At 70.5% G+C, this 17160-nt stretch carries 10 protein-coding genes and 1 pseudogene; 6 read left to right on the top strand and 5 right to left on the bottom strand.

Going from position 1 to position 17160, the window contains the following annotated elements; translation table 11 throughout:
- Window positions 1-261: pseudogene (locus ABZX30_RS35080) on the bottom strand (hypothetical protein); the annotation flags it as partial.
- Window positions 262-864: 603 nt separating this feature from the next.
- Here ABZX30_RS35080 and ABZX30_RS35075 point away from each other — a divergent pair.
- Together ABZX30_RS35075 and ABZX30_RS35070 are read left to right on the top strand one after the other, a co-directional pair.
- Window positions 865-3087 carry an MMPL family transporter gene (locus ABZX30_RS35075; RefSeq protein WP_355941548.1) on the top strand — a complete coding sequence of 741 codons (2223 nt, stop codon included), beginning with the start codon at window positions 865-867 and terminating at the stop codon, window positions 3085-3087.
- Between the two features lie 741 nt (window positions 3088-3828).
- Window positions 3829-4257, top strand: a complete 429-nt coding sequence (locus ABZX30_RS35070; RefSeq protein WP_355941551.1) for an ATP-binding protein — start codon at window positions 3829-3831, stop codon at window positions 4255-4257.
- A gap of 147 nt (window positions 4258-4404) precedes the next feature.
- Here ABZX30_RS35070 and ABZX30_RS35065 read toward each other — a convergent pair whose 3' ends face one another.
- From ABZX30_RS35065 to ABZX30_RS35055, 3 genes are all read right to left on the bottom strand, one after another.
- The gene (locus tag ABZX30_RS35065) at window positions 4405-7248 is read right to left on the bottom strand and encodes an AAA family ATPase (protein ID WP_355941545.1); all 2844 of its coding nucleotides are present in this window, start codon (window positions 7246-7248) and stop codon (window positions 4405-4407) included.
- 412 nt (window positions 7249-7660) lie between these two features.
- On the bottom strand, window positions 7661-9166 hold the full coding sequence (locus tag ABZX30_RS35060) for an MFS transporter (protein ID WP_355941543.1): 1506 nt from the start codon (window positions 9164-9166) through the stop codon (window positions 7661-7663).
- A 315-nt stretch (window positions 9167-9481) separates the two neighbouring features.
- Window positions 9482-10609 (bottom strand): FAD-dependent monooxygenase, encoded by a 1128-nt coding sequence (locus tag ABZX30_RS35055; protein ID WP_355941540.1) that lies wholly within the window; start codon window positions 10607-10609, stop codon window positions 9482-9484.
- Between the two features lie 133 nt (window positions 10610-10742).
- Between ABZX30_RS35055 and ABZX30_RS35050 the strand changes: the two genes are divergently transcribed.
- From ABZX30_RS35050 to ABZX30_RS35040, 3 genes are all read left to right on the top strand, one after another.
- The gene (locus ABZX30_RS35050; protein ID WP_355941537.1) at window positions 10743-11330 is read left to right on the top strand and encodes a TetR family transcriptional regulator; all 588 of its coding nucleotides are present in this window, start codon (window positions 10743-10745) and stop codon (window positions 11328-11330) included.
- Window positions 11331-11737: 407 nt separating this feature from the next.
- On the top strand, window positions 11738-13249 hold the full coding sequence (locus ABZX30_RS35045) for a glycoside hydrolase family 43 protein (protein ID WP_355941534.1): 1512 nt from the start codon (window positions 11738-11740) through the stop codon (window positions 13247-13249).
- 162 nt (window positions 13250-13411) lie between these two features.
- Window positions 13412-15175 (top strand): cellulase family glycosylhydrolase, encoded by a 1764-nt coding sequence (locus ABZX30_RS35040; RefSeq protein WP_355941531.1) that lies wholly within the window; start codon window positions 13412-13414, stop codon window positions 15173-15175.
- Window positions 15176-15206: 31 nt separating this feature from the next.
- Here ABZX30_RS35040 and ABZX30_RS35035 read toward each other — a convergent pair whose 3' ends face one another.
- Window positions 15207-16325, bottom strand: a complete 1119-nt coding sequence (locus tag ABZX30_RS35035) for a helix-turn-helix transcriptional regulator (RefSeq protein WP_355941528.1) — start codon at window positions 16323-16325, stop codon at window positions 15207-15209.
- Window positions 16326-16505: 180 nt separating this feature from the next.
- Between ABZX30_RS35035 and ABZX30_RS35030 the strand changes: the two genes are divergently transcribed.
- Window positions 16506-17060, top strand: coding sequence for a hypothetical protein (locus ABZX30_RS35030; protein WP_355941525.1), 555 nt, complete (start codon window positions 16506-16508; stop codon window positions 17058-17060).
- The last annotated feature ends 100 nt before the right edge of the window (window positions 17061-17160 follow it).

The following is a 17160-nucleotide window of genomic DNA, read 5'->3' as shown; positions in this document are numbered from 1 at the left end:
CCTGCTCGTCGACGCCGCCGCCGAGCACCGGGACCGGGATCTCGACTGGGCCACCGTCCACGACACCGTGCTCTCTGCCCGCCCCCACCGGTCCGGGGCCGGCGCCGTAGGCGGCAGCAGGCCCTGTTCGGTTGTCCGGAGGGCAATCTGCGAGCGTGTCCTGGCACCCAGTACGCGGTCGGCCTCGCTCACGTGTTTCTGCACGGAGCGGAGGCTGATGCCCAGGACCCGGGCGATGGCGTCCTCCTTCACCCCGGTCATCGGCATCAGGCCGATGACCGCCCCGGTCCGTTCGTCGATCCGCGCCGACTCCCGGGCCGGGCGCGGGGCGGGCGAGCGGACCTCCGGTGGTGCCGCCGAGGGACCGTCGTCGTGCAGGGGGCAGAACGGCGACGGCCCCGTCGAACAGGACGAGGTCGACAGGCAGCCGGGAGCTGAGACGGAACTCGCCGCCGCCCGCGCTGCCCTGAACCAAGCCCGTGCGCCGCTCGTTCTCCTGGTCGTCCGAGCTCGGGGATGGCGAGTTCGATGGATCCGACGTGCGTGGCTGGTGACCGTGACGGTGATCGACGCGTGCGGTGGCCACTGTCAGGTGCGGTCATCGCGCTGATCTCCGACCCCTCGCATCGGATCCACCTCGTACGGGGGGGCGACGGGAGAGAGCACCCGCTGAGGCAGGGGCGTCCCGAGCGGCGGCCAGCTCCTCAGAGACGGCCGGGCATCACGTCCCCGACCGAACTGGTACGACCGCTGCACGAAAAGCAGGGGTCTGTGCAGGGGGGGACCCCCGTCGCTGCACGGCGCCGCGACGACGTTGTCTGAGCGCAGACGGATTCCCACTCCCCCATCGGCGAGGAAAAGACAATGTCATCGCTGCTTCATCGACTCGGCCGCTCCAGCGCCCGGCATCCGTGGCGGGTCCTGCTGGGGTGGGTTCTGCTGCTGGTCGCCGTGTTCGGCGCAGTCAGCGCGGTCGGCGGGTCGGGCTACGTCGACCGGCTCACGGTTCCGGGCAGTGACTCCACCCGCGCGCAGGAAGTGCTGGAGAAGGAGTTCCCGCAGGCGTCGGGCACGTCGGTGATGGTGGTCTACCATGCCGAATCAGGGCGGCTGGACTCCACGCGGCCCCGGGCGGCACTGGCCGAGGCCAGCCGTCACATCCAGGCGCTGCCGCACGTGGTCGCCGCCCCCGATCCGGTGACCGGCGGCACCACCACGCTGTCGCAGGACGGCAGGACCGGCTACACCACCGTCGCCTACGGGGTGCCCATCGACGACCTCGGCGAGAAGGACTTCGAGGCTCTGGAGAAGGCCGCCGAACCCGCCGAGGGGGCCGGGATCGCACTCTCCTACCAGGGTGCGCTGGTGGACAACTCCACCAAGGCCGAGTCCAAGTCCGAGCTGATCGGCCTGATCGCCGCCATGGTGATCCTGCTGGTGTCCTTCGGTACCTTCGTAGCCATGGGCCTGCCCATCGTCACCGCACTGTTCGGCCTGGCGGTCGGCACCGCGGGCAACATGCTGCTCTCCCAGCTCGCCACGGTCGGCTCCCCGGCACCCACCGTGGCGACGATGATCGGCCTGGGAGTGGGCATCGACTACGCCCTGTTCCTGGTCACCCGGCACCGGACCAACCTCGACAACGGCATGGATCCCGAGGAGTCCGCAGGGCACTCGCTGGCCACCGCCGGCCAGGCCCTGATCTTCGCGGGCTTCACCGTCGTGATCGCCCTGATGGGCCTGCAACTGGTCGGCATCCCCTACGTCGGCTCCTTCGGCTACGCCTCGGCCATCGTGGTCGGCGTCATGGTGCTGGCCGCCATCACCCTGCTGCCCGCCCTGCTCGGCCTGCTCGGGCACCGCATCGGCGGACTCCGGGTCCTCAAGCACCGTCCGACCCCGCACGGCAGCGCGTTCTGGCGGCGCTGGGCCACCGCGGTCACCCGCCGTCCCAAGACCGCGGTCACCGCCTCGGTGCTGCTGATGGGCATTCTGGCCGTTCCGGCCCTCGACATGCGCCTGGGCCAGCCCGACAACGGCACCAAGAACGAGAGCACCACCCAGCGTGTGGCCTACGACCACCTCGCCGACGCCTTCGGGCCCGGTTTCAACGGGCCGCTGACCATCTCGCTGAGCAGCACGAACCAGCAGGCACTGAAGGCCGACAGCACCCGTGTCATCGAGGCGGTCTCCCACGACCACGGCATCGCAGGCGTCAGCCCGGCGGTGCCCAACGAGACCGGCACCACGGCGATCGTGTCCGCGGTACCCACCACCTCGCCGCAGGACGAGGCGACCTCCACACTCGTGGACCACATCCGCACAGAGGTACTGCCCGCTTCCCTGTCCGGCACCGGTACCGAGGCCCACGTCACCGGCCCGACGGCCGCCAACATCGACATGGCCGAGCGGATCAGCGACCGCCTGGTGCTGTTCATCGGTTCCGTCGTCGGCATCTCCCTGCTGCTGCTGCTCGTCGCGTTCCGTTCCGTGCTGGTGCCGGTCAAGGCCGCCCTGCTCAACGTCCTGTCGGTGTTCGCCGCCTTCGGCGTGGTGACCGCGGTGTTCCAGGAGAGCATCGGCAACGAGCTGATCGGGCTGGACGGCACCGTACCCATCATCAGCTTCGTCCCGATGATGCTCTTCGCGATCCTGTTCGGCCTGTCCATGGACTACGAGGTGTTCGTGGTCAGCCGCATCCGCGAGGAGTACGACCGCACCCGCGATCCCCAGACCTCGGTGGTGGAAGGCGTGGCCCACACCGGACGGGTCGTCAGCGCGGCCGCGATCATCATGGTGACCGTCTTCGGATGCTTCGTCATCGGGGACGACCCCGTCATCAAGATGTTCGGTCTGGGCCTGGCGCTGGCCGTCGCGGTCGATGCCTTCGTCGTCCGGCTGGTCCTGGTCCCCGCCCTGATGAAACTCATGGGCGACGCCTCCTGGAAGCTCCCCCGCTTCCTGGACCGCATCCTGCCGCGCGTGGACCTGGAAGGCGCGGGCGGTAACGCCTCGGCACCGGCCGCGGACAACGACGGCACCAGGGACGACGGCAGGCACGGCCGGGATCTCACCCCGGTCCGCTGACGCCGGCGCGCCAAGGGCAGGGACCTGATCGAGGGGATGATCCGTGCCCTTTGACCCAGAGTCCGGTGATGGAGGCGTCCGAGCGCGGGTTGCGGCACAGCACCGGCCAGCCGGCCCTGCTGGCGGCTGCGACGTTGTGTGCTGCGCTCGCGGCAGCAGGCGTGGCGTGGTCACAGTCGGCCTGTCACAGCGGGTTGGCCCTGGGTCTGGCGGTCCGGCGGTCCGGCGGTCCGGCGGTCGTGAGCGTGGCCAACCCCGTGGTCGCCGGCTGTGTGGGAATGGTCCTGCTCGGCGGCCGGTTCCGTGACGGGACAGTCGGTGTCCTGTGTGCCGTGGCCGGAACCGCCCTGGCCGGCCGCGGCGGGGTGATTCTGGCCCGCCCGGTGCCCGCATCGGACTCAGGGGGCCGCCACGGGGCAGCATCGGCGCTTCCATGTGCACTCGTTTGGGCGACGGAACGGGGCTCGTGCGCCGGTCCAAAGGACTCCGCCCGGTGTGTGCCGTGCGAGGGCGGCCGGCACCGACAGCCGAAGCCTCTCGGCGGACACGGCACGGCAACCCGCGTCGGGGGCCTGACGGCATGTCTCGGCGCGGGCGGAGCCCATGGGGCTTGAGCGCTCAAAGACCAGGGTGGGGTGGGGTCTGGGGTCGAACCCCCATGTGGCGGGAGGGTGTGCGGCGGTGTGGTGGAGAGGCGGATGTTCCGCGCCAGATGGCTTTGAAGAAGTGGATGTGATCGAGATGACCGACCGGACCGCCTCGACACCGACTGTTCACACCGAGGTCTTCGTGTGCGAGCTCGACCACCGGGCCAGCTCCGTTGCCACCGCCCGCCACACCGCGCGTACCGTGCTGGCCGGCTGGTCGGTGGACGAGGACGCCGTCTACGACGCCATGCTGATCGTTTCCGAACTGGTCACCAACGCTGTCGAGCACGCACTGCCGCCGGTCGCATTGCACCTGTGCCGCGGCCGGGTCCAAGGCAGGCCCGTCATCCGCATCAAGGTCACCGACGGCGGGGCCGCCCCGCACCCGGGGCCGTGGACCGCCAGTTGTCAGCCCGACGAGCACGGCCGTGGTGGCGGCATCGTGAGCATGCTCGGCATCGACTCCAGCGTCGACACCCGGGACGGCGAAAGCGGACAGTGGGCCGACCTGGCCGCCGCCTGAGCGTCTTTCGCCCTCCCGGGGTACGCGAGGAAGACGTGGCACCACGGCGTGTGCTCGACCGTGCCGTACCAGTGCCGCGCCGGGACGCGAGGCTCACGCCCAGCGGCCGAGGGCGGCACGTGGCCAGAGCCGGGCGTCCGGCCGGATTCAGTGCGGTGCCCGCCTCCGGGCCGGTACGGCGAGCGCCTCGGAGAGTTCGCCGCGAGTGACGTTGCCCAGCTTGCGATAGACGTTGGAAAGGTGGAGCTCGATCGTCTTGGGCGTGACGAACAGAGTCTGTGCGATGTGACGGTTCGTGGCCCCTTCGGCGGCCAGCTCCGCCACGCGGCGCTCGCTCGGGGTGAGAGATTCCGGCCCGGTGACCGCAGTGCGTCGCGGCTGGCCCCCGGCAGCGGCGAGTTCCGCCCGGACCCGCTTCACCAGGGGGAGGGCGCCGCATCGGCTCGCCAGATCAAGAGCTTCGTGGAGCGGCTTACGGGACGCCTGACGCCGGCCGGCGCGGCGCAGTGCCGCGCCATACTCTGCGAGTGCCTTTGCTTTTTCGAGGTTCGCGTTCGACTGCTTCAGGACCTCGACTGCTTCCTCCAGGAATTCCATGCCCTCTTTCGGAGTCGCGGTCGCCATGCTTCGCAGAGCGCGCCCCAGGGCGCGCGGACTGCCCCACCTGCGAGCCAGTTCGAGTTCTTCCCCGGCGTACGCGCGGGCTTCCTCGCCGCGCCCCAACACGTGCAGGCTCCATACGGCGTCGGACCGCCACGGCACGAGCGAGGGGTTGGTTATCCCGAACCCTTCGCAACAGCGACCACAGGCCACAGCGGATTCGAAAGCATGCTGGGCATCTCCGGTGTGCAGCAGGACCGGGGACTGTGTGCGGGCGAAGAAATACGCGGGCGCCAGTGCCTTTTCATTCGCATCTTCCTCGGTCAGCACCGAAGCCGCTTCCTGTGCGGAGCCCTGTTCCAGAAGCGCCTCGGCGAGGTAGGACCTGGCGATGGGCAGCGCGATCACGGCGTTCGCGCTCTTGCCGGTTCTCACCGCCTCACGCAGCATGACCACCGCGTCGTCAAGAAATCCCTGTTGCAGGTAGTCGGCTCCGCGGAACAGGGAGGCAACGGTCGCGTCACGCAGCGAGCCGTGTCTGTGGGCCTGTTTGATGGCTGCTTCAAGGCTTGTGCTGACCTGGGGCTTTTCGGCCGCGAGCAAGGTGATCCATCCGCAGACCATGGGACTTTCACCATTGGCGTGGCGAACCAGGACTCCGTCGGACAGGCCGCGGAGTGCTCGGCTTCCGGCCCGTGGATCCGACCGCATCATGTCGTGGTAGGCGATGATGCAGTCCAGCAGCCTACTGCCCACCCGCCCTTCCGGGGGAAGGCGGCGGAGATCGGTCAGGAGTTTCTCGATGTCCTCGTGCCGGCCGGATTCGACGACCGGGATGTTCAGGATGTAGGACTGGATGTGGCGGAGCAGCTCCGTTTCGCTCTTCGGAGTCAGTTCGGCCGACTCCATGAGGATCTTCTTGGCCTCGCTCGTACGTACGGTGTAAAGCAGCGCCGCTCCGAGCGAGTACCCGATCATGGCCTTGAGCCGAGGTAGGGAAGCCGACTCGTAGGCCTGTCGGAGCAGAGACACGGCAACACCGAGATCCACCAGCAGCGCCGCCTGTCCGGCCTCGGACAGCAAGGCCAGACGCTCCTCACCGGCGGACGACTCGTCCAGGGCGCGGCGCAGGTAGGTGTAGGCCCCGGCAGGAGCGCCGTGCGCTCGCGCGGACGCGGCTGCGGAACGCAGCGCTTCGACAACCGCCGCGTCGTGCGCCGGTGGGGTGCGCAGCAGGTGAGCGGCGACCCGTTCGGGATCCGATCCGGCCGCGGACATCAGCTCCGCCGCCCGCCGATGGGCCCCGGCCCGCTCGGCAAGGGTCATCATGTTGTAGACCGCGGTCCGTACCAGAGGATGGGTGAACGTCAGCCGGACGCGACTGTCCGTCTGTTCGGTGCCGATGAACCCGGTTCGCTCCAGGGGCGCGGTGCTCTCCAGAGCGGTCGTGAATTCCTGCCCCGCAAGACGTGCGGCAATCGCCAGGTCGGCTCGGTCGCCGAGGATCGCCACCGCCTTGGCGAGGGAGACCGACTCGAGCGGGACACGGGCCAGGCGAGTCCTCACGATCCGGCTGATCGCACGTGGCTCGAGGTCGGCGACCTTGCCGGCGTCGACGGCACTCGCGGTGAACTCTTCCTCGGTGAGTGTTCTGGCCAGCTCCCGAAGCAGCAAGGGGTTGCCGCCGGTGGCCTGATGACATGCCAGGGCGAATTCTCTGTGCACGTCCGACGACAGTTCGTGACGCAGCAACTGCGTGACGGCCCGGTCGCTCAGGGGCTTGGGGCGGTACACCTTCGCACTGGGATCCGTGGCGATCTGCCGCAGGAGGGGCTCGGCGGCGACCGTTTCTCCCGTCCGCATCGTGGCCACGATGAGCAGGGGAAGCTCGTCTATCCGTGCCAGCAGGTAGACGAGGAACTCCAGGGACTGGGTGTCGCACCACTGCAGGTCGTCGATGAGCAGGGCCAGAGGGCGATCGTGGCCGACGTTGACCGTGAGCCAGAACAATCCGTGCAGTACGGCGAAATCACCGACAGGTGCCGCCGGATCGGCTGCTGTGAACACCTCGCGGGCCTGAGCCGCCGAGCCTTCCCATGGAGAGTCGGGCCCAGCATCGCAGCCGGCGCGCAGCAGCGGCTCGAACAACTGTCTAGTGACACCGAAAGCGAGATCGCGTTCCAGCTCCGAGGCCCTCGCCCTGGCGATGCGGAAGCCCGCGTCTGCCGAGATGGCGCGGGCCTCAAGCAGTAGGCGGGTCTTTCCGATGCCCGCTTCGCCCTCGAACACCAGAAGGCTGCCCTGGCCACCAGCCGCCGCATGTGCCGCCGCGGTCATGGCGGCAGACTCCGCAGCACGCTCGAGCAAGTCCTGTGCGCCGGGACCGGTCATCCCATCAGCTTGCTCCGGTTCTGTACCCTCGTCCACTCCGGCGGATCCGTGGGGAGGCCCCGATGGGCGTTCACCGGCCCCGCCAACCGGTGGAGGAGCGGTGCCGCTCCGTCTGCGCCACGTGACGCCGGGTGGGGCGGTGCTGGTTCCCGCCGAGCTTGGGCGAGTCGGCCGGAACGTCTGGGGCGGCGGGCGGTCGACCGTGGCTGCCGCTCTCGGCGGACCGGCCGGCACGTCGGTGTTCGACGCAGGTGAGGGCGGTCCGACCGGAGGCGCGCCGCGGGCTTCGGAGGATCCGCAGGTCAGCCGGCGACGGCTGCCGACGCCGTACTCCGACGGCTGGGCAGAGACCTCACGGCGTGCCGCGAGGTGCCGCTGCACGCCGAGTCCCGGGCGGCCGGGCTGGGGCCGGTCAGAAGGCGTTGTTCCGGCGGTGCAGCAGAACGGACACGATGACGGCAGCCGCCAGTGCGACGCCGGATGCGCACAGGAGGGCCGTTTGCAGGGCGTCGATGAACGCCCTCTGGGCCTGAGCCGCCACCGGCCCGCCGATGTGATGTGCCGCGGCCAGCGACGACCGGGCCGCATCCGCCACCTCGCCGCTCACCCTCGGCAGTTTCAGTTCGTCCCGGTAGGTGGCGTTCAGGAGACTGCCGAGGACCGCTATGCCGAGTGCACCTCCCACCTCACGCGAGAGGTCGTTCATGGCGGAGCCGACGTTCTGGAGAGACTTCGGAAGGGCGTCCGTGATCGCGGTGGTGGCCGGAGCCATGGCCAGTCCGAGTCCGGCTCCCAGTGGAACGAGACCGCTCACGACGAACCAGTACGAGCTGTCGGCCTCGAGCTGGGACAGAAGAGCGAGGGCCAGCCCCACCAGGAGCAGGCCTGTGAACCAGGGACCTCGTTCGCCGAAGCGACCGGTGAGGCGGTGACTGATCCGGGAAGTGGGCATGAGCGCCGCCGGCATGGGCAGGATGCTCAGAGCGGCGACCAGTGCGCTGTCCTGGCGGACAAGCTGCAGGTACTGCATCACCACGAAGATGAACCCAAAGAACGCGAAAAACTGCAGAGTGATCGAGATCGACCCGGCGGAGAATCTCCGGTTACGGAACAGACGCGGATTGAGGAGCGGGTATTCCTGACGCCATTCCCAGGCAACGAAAACAGCGAGAACCGCCAGGCCGGCACAGATTCCCCCCAGGGTGGAGGGATCACTCCAGCCGGCCTCGGGAGCTTCGATCACCGCGTAAACACCGATGCCGAGTCCCAGCGTGACCAGGACGCCTCCGACGACATCCAGCGGTGCGGGCTCTGACTCGGCGGATTCAGGAACCAGACGAAGTGTGCCGAAAACGGCTGCGACGGCCAGCCCGACGTTGAGCCAGAAGACGGCGGGCCAGGAGAAGAATTCCAGCAGAGTGCCCGAAGCCAGCAATCCCAGAACCGCGCTGGCGCCGGCGACCGCCGACCACACCCCCACGGCTCCGGCACGCCGAGCACGGGGGAACGTACTGGTGATGGTCGACAGGGTGGCCGGCATGACCAGTGCCGCGCCCACACCGAGCACCGCCCGCAACGCGATGAGCACTTCAGGGGTCGTGCTGACGGCAGCCGCCGCGGACGCCAGCCCGAACAGGGCGAGTCCCGCCACCAGCGCGCGACGACGTCCGAACCGGTCCCCGAGCGCTCCGGCGGGCAGCAGCAGCGCGGCGAACACGAGGCTGTAGGCGTCGATGATCCAGGACAATTGCGTCTGGTCCGCCTGTGTCTCACGGGCGATGTCGGGAAGAGCCACGTTGAGCGAAGCCATCGCGGAGACGACGGTGGCCAGTGCCAGGCAGGTGACGGCGAGGACAGGCCCGTGACGAACCTGCCGCTCGGACGCCGCGGTGTGTGCCGATGACTGGGTGGTTGTCATCACTGATCACTTTCTGGGAAGGGCTGGAGACCTCTTCTTCCGAGCACTCGACGTCAGTGGCGAGGTGACGGAACGGTGTTCCTGATGCGCCGCAGTGCGCACGGCGAGGCTCCAGCGAAGTGGAATCGACAGGGCGCGACACTGGGGTCGCACCCCAGGCTTCGGCCCCGTCCCGAAGGCACCGCACGCGGCCCCGGCCCTGCGCGGGGACCCGGCGCGGCCGACGGGCCGCCGCCGGCTCGTGCCCGGCTCCACGGTGCCGAGCCGCACCTGGCGTGAAGGGCGACCGGGCTACGGGGCTACCGGGCTAGCGGGCTACCGGTAGTTGAGCTCGGCGAGTTCGGTGGCGAGCTTGTTCGGCATGCGCGTGAGCCCCAGCAGCGGAAGCACGAGGTTGCGGGCGCCGCGGGCCACGGGGTTGCGGGTGGTGGCCACCCGGGTCATCCGGTGGGTGAAGGCGACGACGCGCTGTGCGACGGGGCGGCGGCGTGCCTCGTAGCCGTCGAGCTGCCCGGTGACGAACGCCCTGCCGAGGGCGTGGGCGTCCTGGATGCCGGTGTTCATGCCCTGGCCGCCCGCGGGGCTGTGTACGTGTGCGGCGTCACCGGCCAGGAACAGGCGGCCGCTGCGGTACCGCTCGGCGACCCGGTGGTGCACCCGGAACCGGGAGGACCAGACGAGCCCGGTCACCCTCGCCCGGCCCGGGGCTCGCTCGTCGAGCAGGTGCTGGACGAAGGCGAGGTCGGGGGCGGTCGGAGCCTCGTCCACGGTGGCCACCACCCGGTAGTGGCCCGCGGGGAGCGGGGCGACGACGGTGAGACCGGTGGTCCCGAAGGTCAGCGACACCTCGGCGGGGCCGGGAAGCCAGTCCATGACGACGTCGGCGAGTACGAAGGACTCGGCGTAGGAGTCGCCGGTGAACCCGATGCCGGCCGCCTCGCGCACGACGCTGTGCATGCCGTCGGCGCCGACGGCGTAGGCGGCCCGCAGGGTCTCCCCCGTGCTCATGGTGAGTGTCACGCCGTCCTCCCCCTGGACGACGGAGGTGACCTCGTAGGGGCGGTGCACATCGCCGCCGAGTGCCCGGAGCCGGGCCAGCAGCACGCTCTCGGTCTCGTACTGCGGAACCATCAACGTGTACGGGTGAGGGGTGGGCAGCGCTTCGAACGGCACGGTCAGCAGTCGGCGGGAGCCGTCACGGACGGCGAACCGGGTGACCTGGAGTCCGCGCGCGACCAGTTCCTCGGAGGCTCCCAGTTCGTCCAGCACTTCCAGGGTGCGCGCGTGCACGACGGCGGCACGCGAGGTGTTCGCGCCCTCCGCCAGCCGGTCCAGGACGACGAAGTCGACACCGGCGGAGGCGAGCGTCACAGCCAGCGCGAGGCCGGTCGGACCGCCGCCGACGATGGCGATCTCGGTGCGTGCGGGAAGCGGTTCGTTCATGACGGAGTCTCCCAGTCGGGTCCGGAGAAAAGGGATCAACAAACGTTTGCCCACGCTTGTAGGCCAACGCTTGTTGACATGATGGGCACCCCCCGGCCGGAAAGTCAACACGCATGGGCCTACAGTTGTTGGCATGACTCAGAACAGCCAGACCGCCGACACGGCCCACGACAGGCGTTCCGACCGCACCAAGGCCGCGATCCTGCGCGCCGCCCGCGAACGCTTCGCGGCCCAGGGGTACGAACGCACCACCATCCGGGCCGTCGCGTCCGACGCCGGCATCGACCCGTCGATGGTCATGCGCTACTTCGGCAACAAGGCCCAGCTCTTCGACGCGGCACTCTCCATCGACCTGCGACTGCCGGACCTCACCGGCGTTCCGGCCGGCGAACTCGCCCGGACCCTGGTACGGCACTTCCTCCGGCGCTGGGAGGGCGACCCCGCGGACGACGCGCTGCTCGTCCTGCTGCGCTCGGCAGTCACCAACGAACACGCCGCCGCGCGCATGCACGAGATCTTCGCGGCCCAGATCGCCCCGGCCTTGCGCGCCGCCCTCGGGCCGGAGCGCGCCGCGCGCCGCGCCGGTCTCGTCTCCGCCCAGCTCCTGGGGCTGGGCCTGACCCGTTATCTGCTGCGCCTTCCCGCGGTGACCGGGCTGACGGTGGACGAGATCGAGGACGGCCTGGCCCCTGCCGTCGAAGCGGTGATCGATCCGAAGTGACGGCGCGCCCTCGCCGGCGGCGGGCGAGGCGGGGTGGAACCACGGCGCGGCCACCGGTCGAGGTGCGGTTTCACTCGGAAAGACATGGTTGAAGCGCTTCGATGCCGACCCCTCGTCCGACGAGTCGGCGATGATCGCGGCGGACGAAAGTTTCTTTGCGTCGAGGCCCCTTGTCTTGTGCGGAAGCTGTCATTACCTTCGCCTGCCAGGTGAAGCGCTTCGACATTTCACAGGAGGAGGGCCGCCGGGCGTCTCGTCCAGCACGCTGAGCGATGCCCCCGACGGCCGGCACCGGCACGTCCGGACGACCTCACCAGTGCGCCCGTGCGCCCGTGCGGGCGGTGCCGCGCAGGCACCGACTCACCGAGCAGCGGTACGGCAGTCCACCCGACGAAAGGACAGCAGGGGTGCCCCTTCAGCACCAGGCCGCCGGCGCGGCCAACCCCGTGATCCCCGGCTTCCACCCCGACCCCAGCGTCTGCCGTGTCGGCGAGGACTACTACCTCGCCTGCTCCAGTTTCGAGTACTTCCCCGGTGTCCCCGTCTTCCACAGCCGTGACCTGGTGCACTGGACGCAGATCGGCAATGCCCTGGACCGGCCGGAGCAACTGCGCCTGCCTGCTTCCATGCCGTCCTCCGGCGGAATCTACGCCCCCACCCTGCGCCACCACGACGGACGTTTCTGGCTGATGGTCACCCATGTGGCCGAGGGCGCCGGCAACCTGATCGTCACGGCCACCGATCCCGCCGGGCCCTGGTCGGATCCCGTACGGGTGCCGGGCGTGCCCGGCATCGATCCCGATCTGGCCTGGGACGAGGACGGCACCTGCTGGTGCACGTTCGCCGGGATCGCCCAGGTCCGCATCGACCCCGCCACCGGAGAGACCTACGGCGCACCGCACCGGCTGTGGTCCGGCACACCGGGCGCCTTGGCCCCGGAGGCACCGCACCTGTACCGGGTCGGCGACCACTGGTACCTGCTCATCGCCGAGGGCGGCACCGAGCGCGGCCACGGCGTCTCGATCGCCCGCGGCCCCACGCCCACCGGCCCGTTCGAACCGTGCCCGGCCAACCCCGTCCTCACCCACCGCAGCACCGACCACCCCGTGCAGAACACCGGCCACGCGGACCTGGTCCAGGCGCACGACGGCTCCTGGTGGATGGTCTTCCTGGGGGTACGGCCGCACGGCGGCACCCCCGGCTGGCACGTTCTGGGCCGGGAGACCTTCCTGGCCCCGGTGACATGGGTGGACGGCTGGCCGGTCGTGGGCGAGGTCGGTCTGGACCTGCCCGCACTGCCGTGGCCGCTCGTGCCCGGCCCCGCCGAGGAGCGCCGTGACGACTTCGGGCTGAGCGAACTGCGGCCGTCCTGGATCTCGCTGCGGGACCGGTCCGCCGAGCACTGCACCACCAAGGAGCGCCCCGGCTGGCTGACGCTCCGGGCACGGGGCGACTGCCTGGACGAGCCCGACGTCGTGTTCACCGGCCGGCGCCAGCAGCACCCGGCGTGCCGGGCCCGCGCCCTGGCCGATGCCTCGCAGGGACGCGGCGGGCTCGCCGTGCGGCTGGACGAGCGGCACCACTACGCCGTCGAGGCGTCCGGCGGTCAGGTGCGGGTCATCGCGCGCGTCGGCTCCCTGCGCACGGTGGTGGCGACGCACGCCGTGCCCGAGGGGCCCGTGGTCCTCGGCGTCACGACGAGCGAGCCGCGGCCCCCGCACGGACCGTGCACCGGACCCGACGTCGTCTCCCTCGGTGTCGAGGAACCCGACGGCACCTTCACGGTGCTCGCCGCGCTCGACGGCCGCTACCTGTCGACCGAGGTGGCCGGCGGCTTCACCGGCCGCGTCATCGGCATGTACGCCGCGGCGGGCACCGTCCACTTCGACTGGTTCGACTACGAACCCCTCGACCGCTGACACGTCCTGCGGCGGACCGGGACGCGGGCCCCTCTCCACCGGGGAACGGCACGCGTCCCGTCACCCGGCGGACCGTCACCTTCAGACGTGGCCGGCGGCGGCGACCCGTCGCCGCCGGGCTCGGTTCGGATCACCCGCACGACCGACCGAAAGGACGAACACGTGAAGGACCTCGGCACCGTACGACACCGCGCGCGCCGGCGCGCTCAGGGCCACGGACGCCTGGCCGCGCTCCTGCTGGCGCTGCTCGTCGTCCTGGGGCTGCCCGGCGGCACCGCGTTCGCCGCGGTCGCGGACGCGGCGCATCCGGCACGGGCGGCGATCAGGGTTCCGGCCGGCGCGGTGGACGCCGTCGCGGCCATGCAGCCCAGCTGGAACATGGGCAACACCCTCGACGCCATTCCGGACGAGACGTCCTGGGGCAACCCGTCCGCCACCAAGGCGCTGTTCGACACCGTCCGCGACAAGGGCTACCGCAGTGTCCGGATCCCGGTGACGTGGAAGGACCACCAGTCGGCCGCCGCGCCGTACACCATCGACGCCACCTTCATGAACCGCGTCAAGCAGGTGGTCGACTGGGCGCTCGCCGACGGCCTCTACGTCGTGCTCAACGTCCACCACGACTCGTGGGAGTGGATCGCGAACATGCCCACCGACCACGACGGAGTGCTCGCCCGCTTCGACTCGACCTGGACCCAGATCTCGAAGACCTTCCGCGACGAGCCGCGCACACTGCTCTACGAGAGCGTCAACGAGCCGCAGTTCAACAACGCCACGGACGCGCAGAAGGCGCAGCTCATGAACGAGCTGAACACCTCCTTCCACAGCATCGTCCGCTCCTCGGGCGGCGGCAACGCCGACCGCCTGCTGGTCCTGCCCACCCTGGGCTGCACACCCACGCAGGACCTCATGGACAGCCTGTCCACGACGATGGGTTCGCTGCACGACAGCAACCTGGTCGCCACCGTGCACTTCTACGGCTACTGGCCGTTCAGCGTGAACATCGCCGGCGGCACCCGGTACGACGCCACCTCCCAGAAGGACATGAGCGACGCCTTCGCCCGCATGCACGACACGTTCGTCGCCAAGGGCATCCCCGTGTACCTCGGCGAGTACGGCCTGCTCAGCTACCCCGACTACACCCACACCGACGCCGTCGAGCGGGGGGAGGCGCTGAAGTACTTCGAGGACCTCGGCTACCAGGCGCGCCGCAACGGCGTCACCACCGCTCTGTGGGACGCCGGTTCGTTCCTGAACCGCACCACCCTGCAGTGGCGGGATTCCGGCCTGATGGACCTGATCAAGGCCGGCTGGACCACACGCTCGGGCACCGCCTCCTCCGACATGGTCTACCTGCGCAAGTCCGCCCAGATCACCGCCCAGACCCTCACCCTGAACCCGAACGGCACCAGCTTCCAGAGCCTGTGGCAGGGCAGCACCCGGCTGGCCTCCGGCACGGACTACACCGTCTCCGGCAACCAGCTCACGCTGACGGCGAGCGCGCTCAGCCGGCTGGCCGGCAACCGGGCCTACGGGGTCAACGCCACCCTGCAGGCTCGGTTCTCCCAGGGCGTCCCCTGGCAGATCAGCGTCATCAGCTACGACACCCCGGTGCTGTCGGGCGCGACCGGCACGACCGGCTCCCTCACCATCCCCGCCCAGTTCCGCGGTGACCGGCTGGCGACCATGGAGGCCAGGTACGCCGACGGCAGCAACGCCGGCCCGGCGAACTGGACCCCCTACCAGGAGTTCAACACCGCCTTCACCCCGGACTACTCGGGCAACACCATCACCCTCACGGCCACCTTCCTCTCCGCGATCAACGACGGCGCGCCGGTGACGCTCACCTTCGACTTCTGGAGCGGCGCCACCGTCACGTACCACGTGAAGAAGTCGGGAGGCTCGGTCACCGGCACGACCTCCTGACCGGCTGGCACGCGTGCCGGCTGCCCGGTGGTCATCCGGGACCCTGGCTGCTCCGGTCGCGGTCACCCGGCTCCGGGCCGGCTGCCGCCGGCGGCAGCCAGCCCTGTTCGGTCGCCCGGAGGGCGATCTGGAAGCGTGTCCTGGCACCCAGCACGCGGCCGGCCTCGCTCACGTGCTTCTGCACGGTGCGGCGGCTGATGCCGAGGACCCGGGCGATGGCGTCGTCCTTCATCCCGGTCGCCATCAGGCCGAGGATCGCCCGGGTCCGTTCGTCGGTCCGCGCCGGCTCTGGGGCCGGGCGGGGGGCCGGCCGGTCCTGGCGGCTCTCCAGCGACACCGGCACCGCGTGCTCCCAGACGGCCTCGAACAGCGCGGCGAGCGCGTGGACCAGGGCGGGCGAGTGGACCTCGAGCGATCCCGCCGAAGGACGGTCGTCGTGCAGGGGCAGGAGGCCGACGGCCCGGTCGAACAGGACCAGTTTGACGGGCAGCCGGGAGCTGAGCCGGAACTCGCCCCCGCCGGCGCTGCCCCGCAGCGCCGTCTCCAGTGACACGGCGTCCGTGAAGCCCTCGGTGTCGTAGACCGACCGCAGCCGGATTCCCTCGCGGAACTCCGGCTGCGCGGCCTGCCCTTGGGCGGGGGCACCCGCGAGCCCGGTCGCACCGGTCGTACCGCTCACACCGCTCGCAGCACTCGCACCGGTCACATAGGGCGGCTTGGCCAGGTGCAGTACTTCACGGGTGCTGCCCTTGAGGAGGTACGCGTAGCGTGCGGCGACCTCCTCGTTGTCCTCCAGGACCTCCACCAGGTGCGGAGCCTGCCGGCGGACCGCCAGGTCGTAGATGTCGTGCAGCTGCTCCATGTACAGCTCGGCCCGCGCCAGTTCGGCCCGCCTGCGGGCCAGCAGGGCGCCCAGGGACAAGCGCGGGGGGCCGGCCTTCCAGCGCGGCGGGCGGCCGGCGATGGGGACGACGAGGAGTGCGTCCTCGAGGGACCGCAGCGCCGTCCTGACCTCTTCGCGCGGGGCACCGACCGCAGCCGCCACGGTGGGGCAGTCGGCGGGGGCGTGGCTCACCAGGTACTCGAGGACCCGGCCGCTGAGCGCGTCCAGCCCGGTTCCGGCCCAGGCGTCGTCCGCCGTCACGTCCATGGAGCTCCCTGTGCCACCGCCCGGACGCGAGCGCATGTGGGCACTTGCGCGTATCCGCGACGGCCGGATCTTGTCGCATATGACGTGACAGCGTCAAGGTGAGCACGCTCCCACCAGTCCCGAGGACGTGACTGGCCCCGTACGACCGCCAGTTCACCCCTTCGAGTCGAGGGAATCCCTTTGACACACCACCACCTGTCCGCGGGACGGCGCCGGCCGCTCGTGATCGCGGCCGCCCTCCTGGCCATCGCGGCGGCGACGCCGCAAGCGGCCTCCTCCGCGGACAACGTCACGGCCGGCAGTCGGGCCGGCAACCCGGCCGCCCGCACCGCCGGCAATGCTGCTCCCTCCGTCATCACCCTGGTCACCGGTGACCAGGTCACCGTCTCCCCCGGCGCGGGCGACGCCCCCGGCACGGTGACCGTCCAGGGGCCCGACGGTGAGCCCACCGGCGCCCGCGTGCTCACCGTGGGCGGCGACACCTACGTCTATCCCGACTCCGCCCGCCGCTACCTCGCGTCCGGCGTCCTGGACGACCGGCTCTTCGACGTCACCCGCCTCGTGGCCGACGGCTACGACGACGCGTCGCTCGGACACCTGCCCCTGATCGTCACCTACGGCGGCAAGGAGGCGTCCGTCTCCGCGTTGCGCGGGCGCGCCGTCGCCCTGCCGGGCGAAGGCCGCGGGCCGGGGCCTCTCAGCCTTCTACACGAAGGCACGCATGGCCGACGATGACGCCTTCTACATCACGGCACCGGCAGTGGAGGGCTGCCGTCCCGATGAGATCTGCGTGGTCAACCCGTAGGAACTGACCCGCCCGGCAGGGCGGCGGTCC

Source organism: Streptomyces sp. NPDC004542 (assembly GCF_040610035.1).
In the GTDB taxonomy this organism is placed as follows: Bacteria; Actinomycetota; Actinomycetes; order Streptomycetales; family Streptomycetaceae; genus Streptomyces.
The sequence above is the reverse complement of the archived record's forward strand: the minus strand, read 5'-3'. Positions and strand labels throughout refer to the sequence as shown.

Excerpts from the sequence above, each read along its gene's own strand:
- ABZX30_RS35075 (WP_355941548.1), top strand. The coding sequence starts at position 865 with ATGTCATCGCTGCTTCATCGACTCGGCCGCTCCAGCGCCCGGCATCCG.
- ABZX30_RS35070 (WP_355941551.1), top strand. The coding sequence starts at position 3,829 with ATGACCGACCGGACCGCCTCGACACCGACTGTTCACACCGAGGTCTTC.
- ABZX30_RS35065 (WP_355941545.1), bottom strand. The coding sequence starts at position 7,248 with ATGACCGGTCCCGGCGCACAGGACTTGCTCGAGCGTGCTGCGGAGTCT.
- ABZX30_RS35060 (WP_355941543.1), bottom strand. The coding sequence starts at position 9,166 with ATGACAACCACCCAGTCATCGGCACACACCGCGGCGTCCGAGCGGCAG.
- ABZX30_RS35055 (WP_355941540.1), bottom strand. The coding sequence starts at position 10,609 with ATGAACGAACCGCTTCCCGCACGCACCGAGATCGCCATCGTCGGCGGC.
- ABZX30_RS35050 (WP_355941537.1), top strand. The coding sequence starts at position 10,743 with ATGACTCAGAACAGCCAGACCGCCGACACGGCCCACGACAGGCGTTCC.
- ABZX30_RS35035 (WP_355941528.1), bottom strand. The coding sequence starts at position 16,325 with ATGGACGTGACGGCGGACGACGCCTGGGCCGGAACCGGGCTGGACGCG.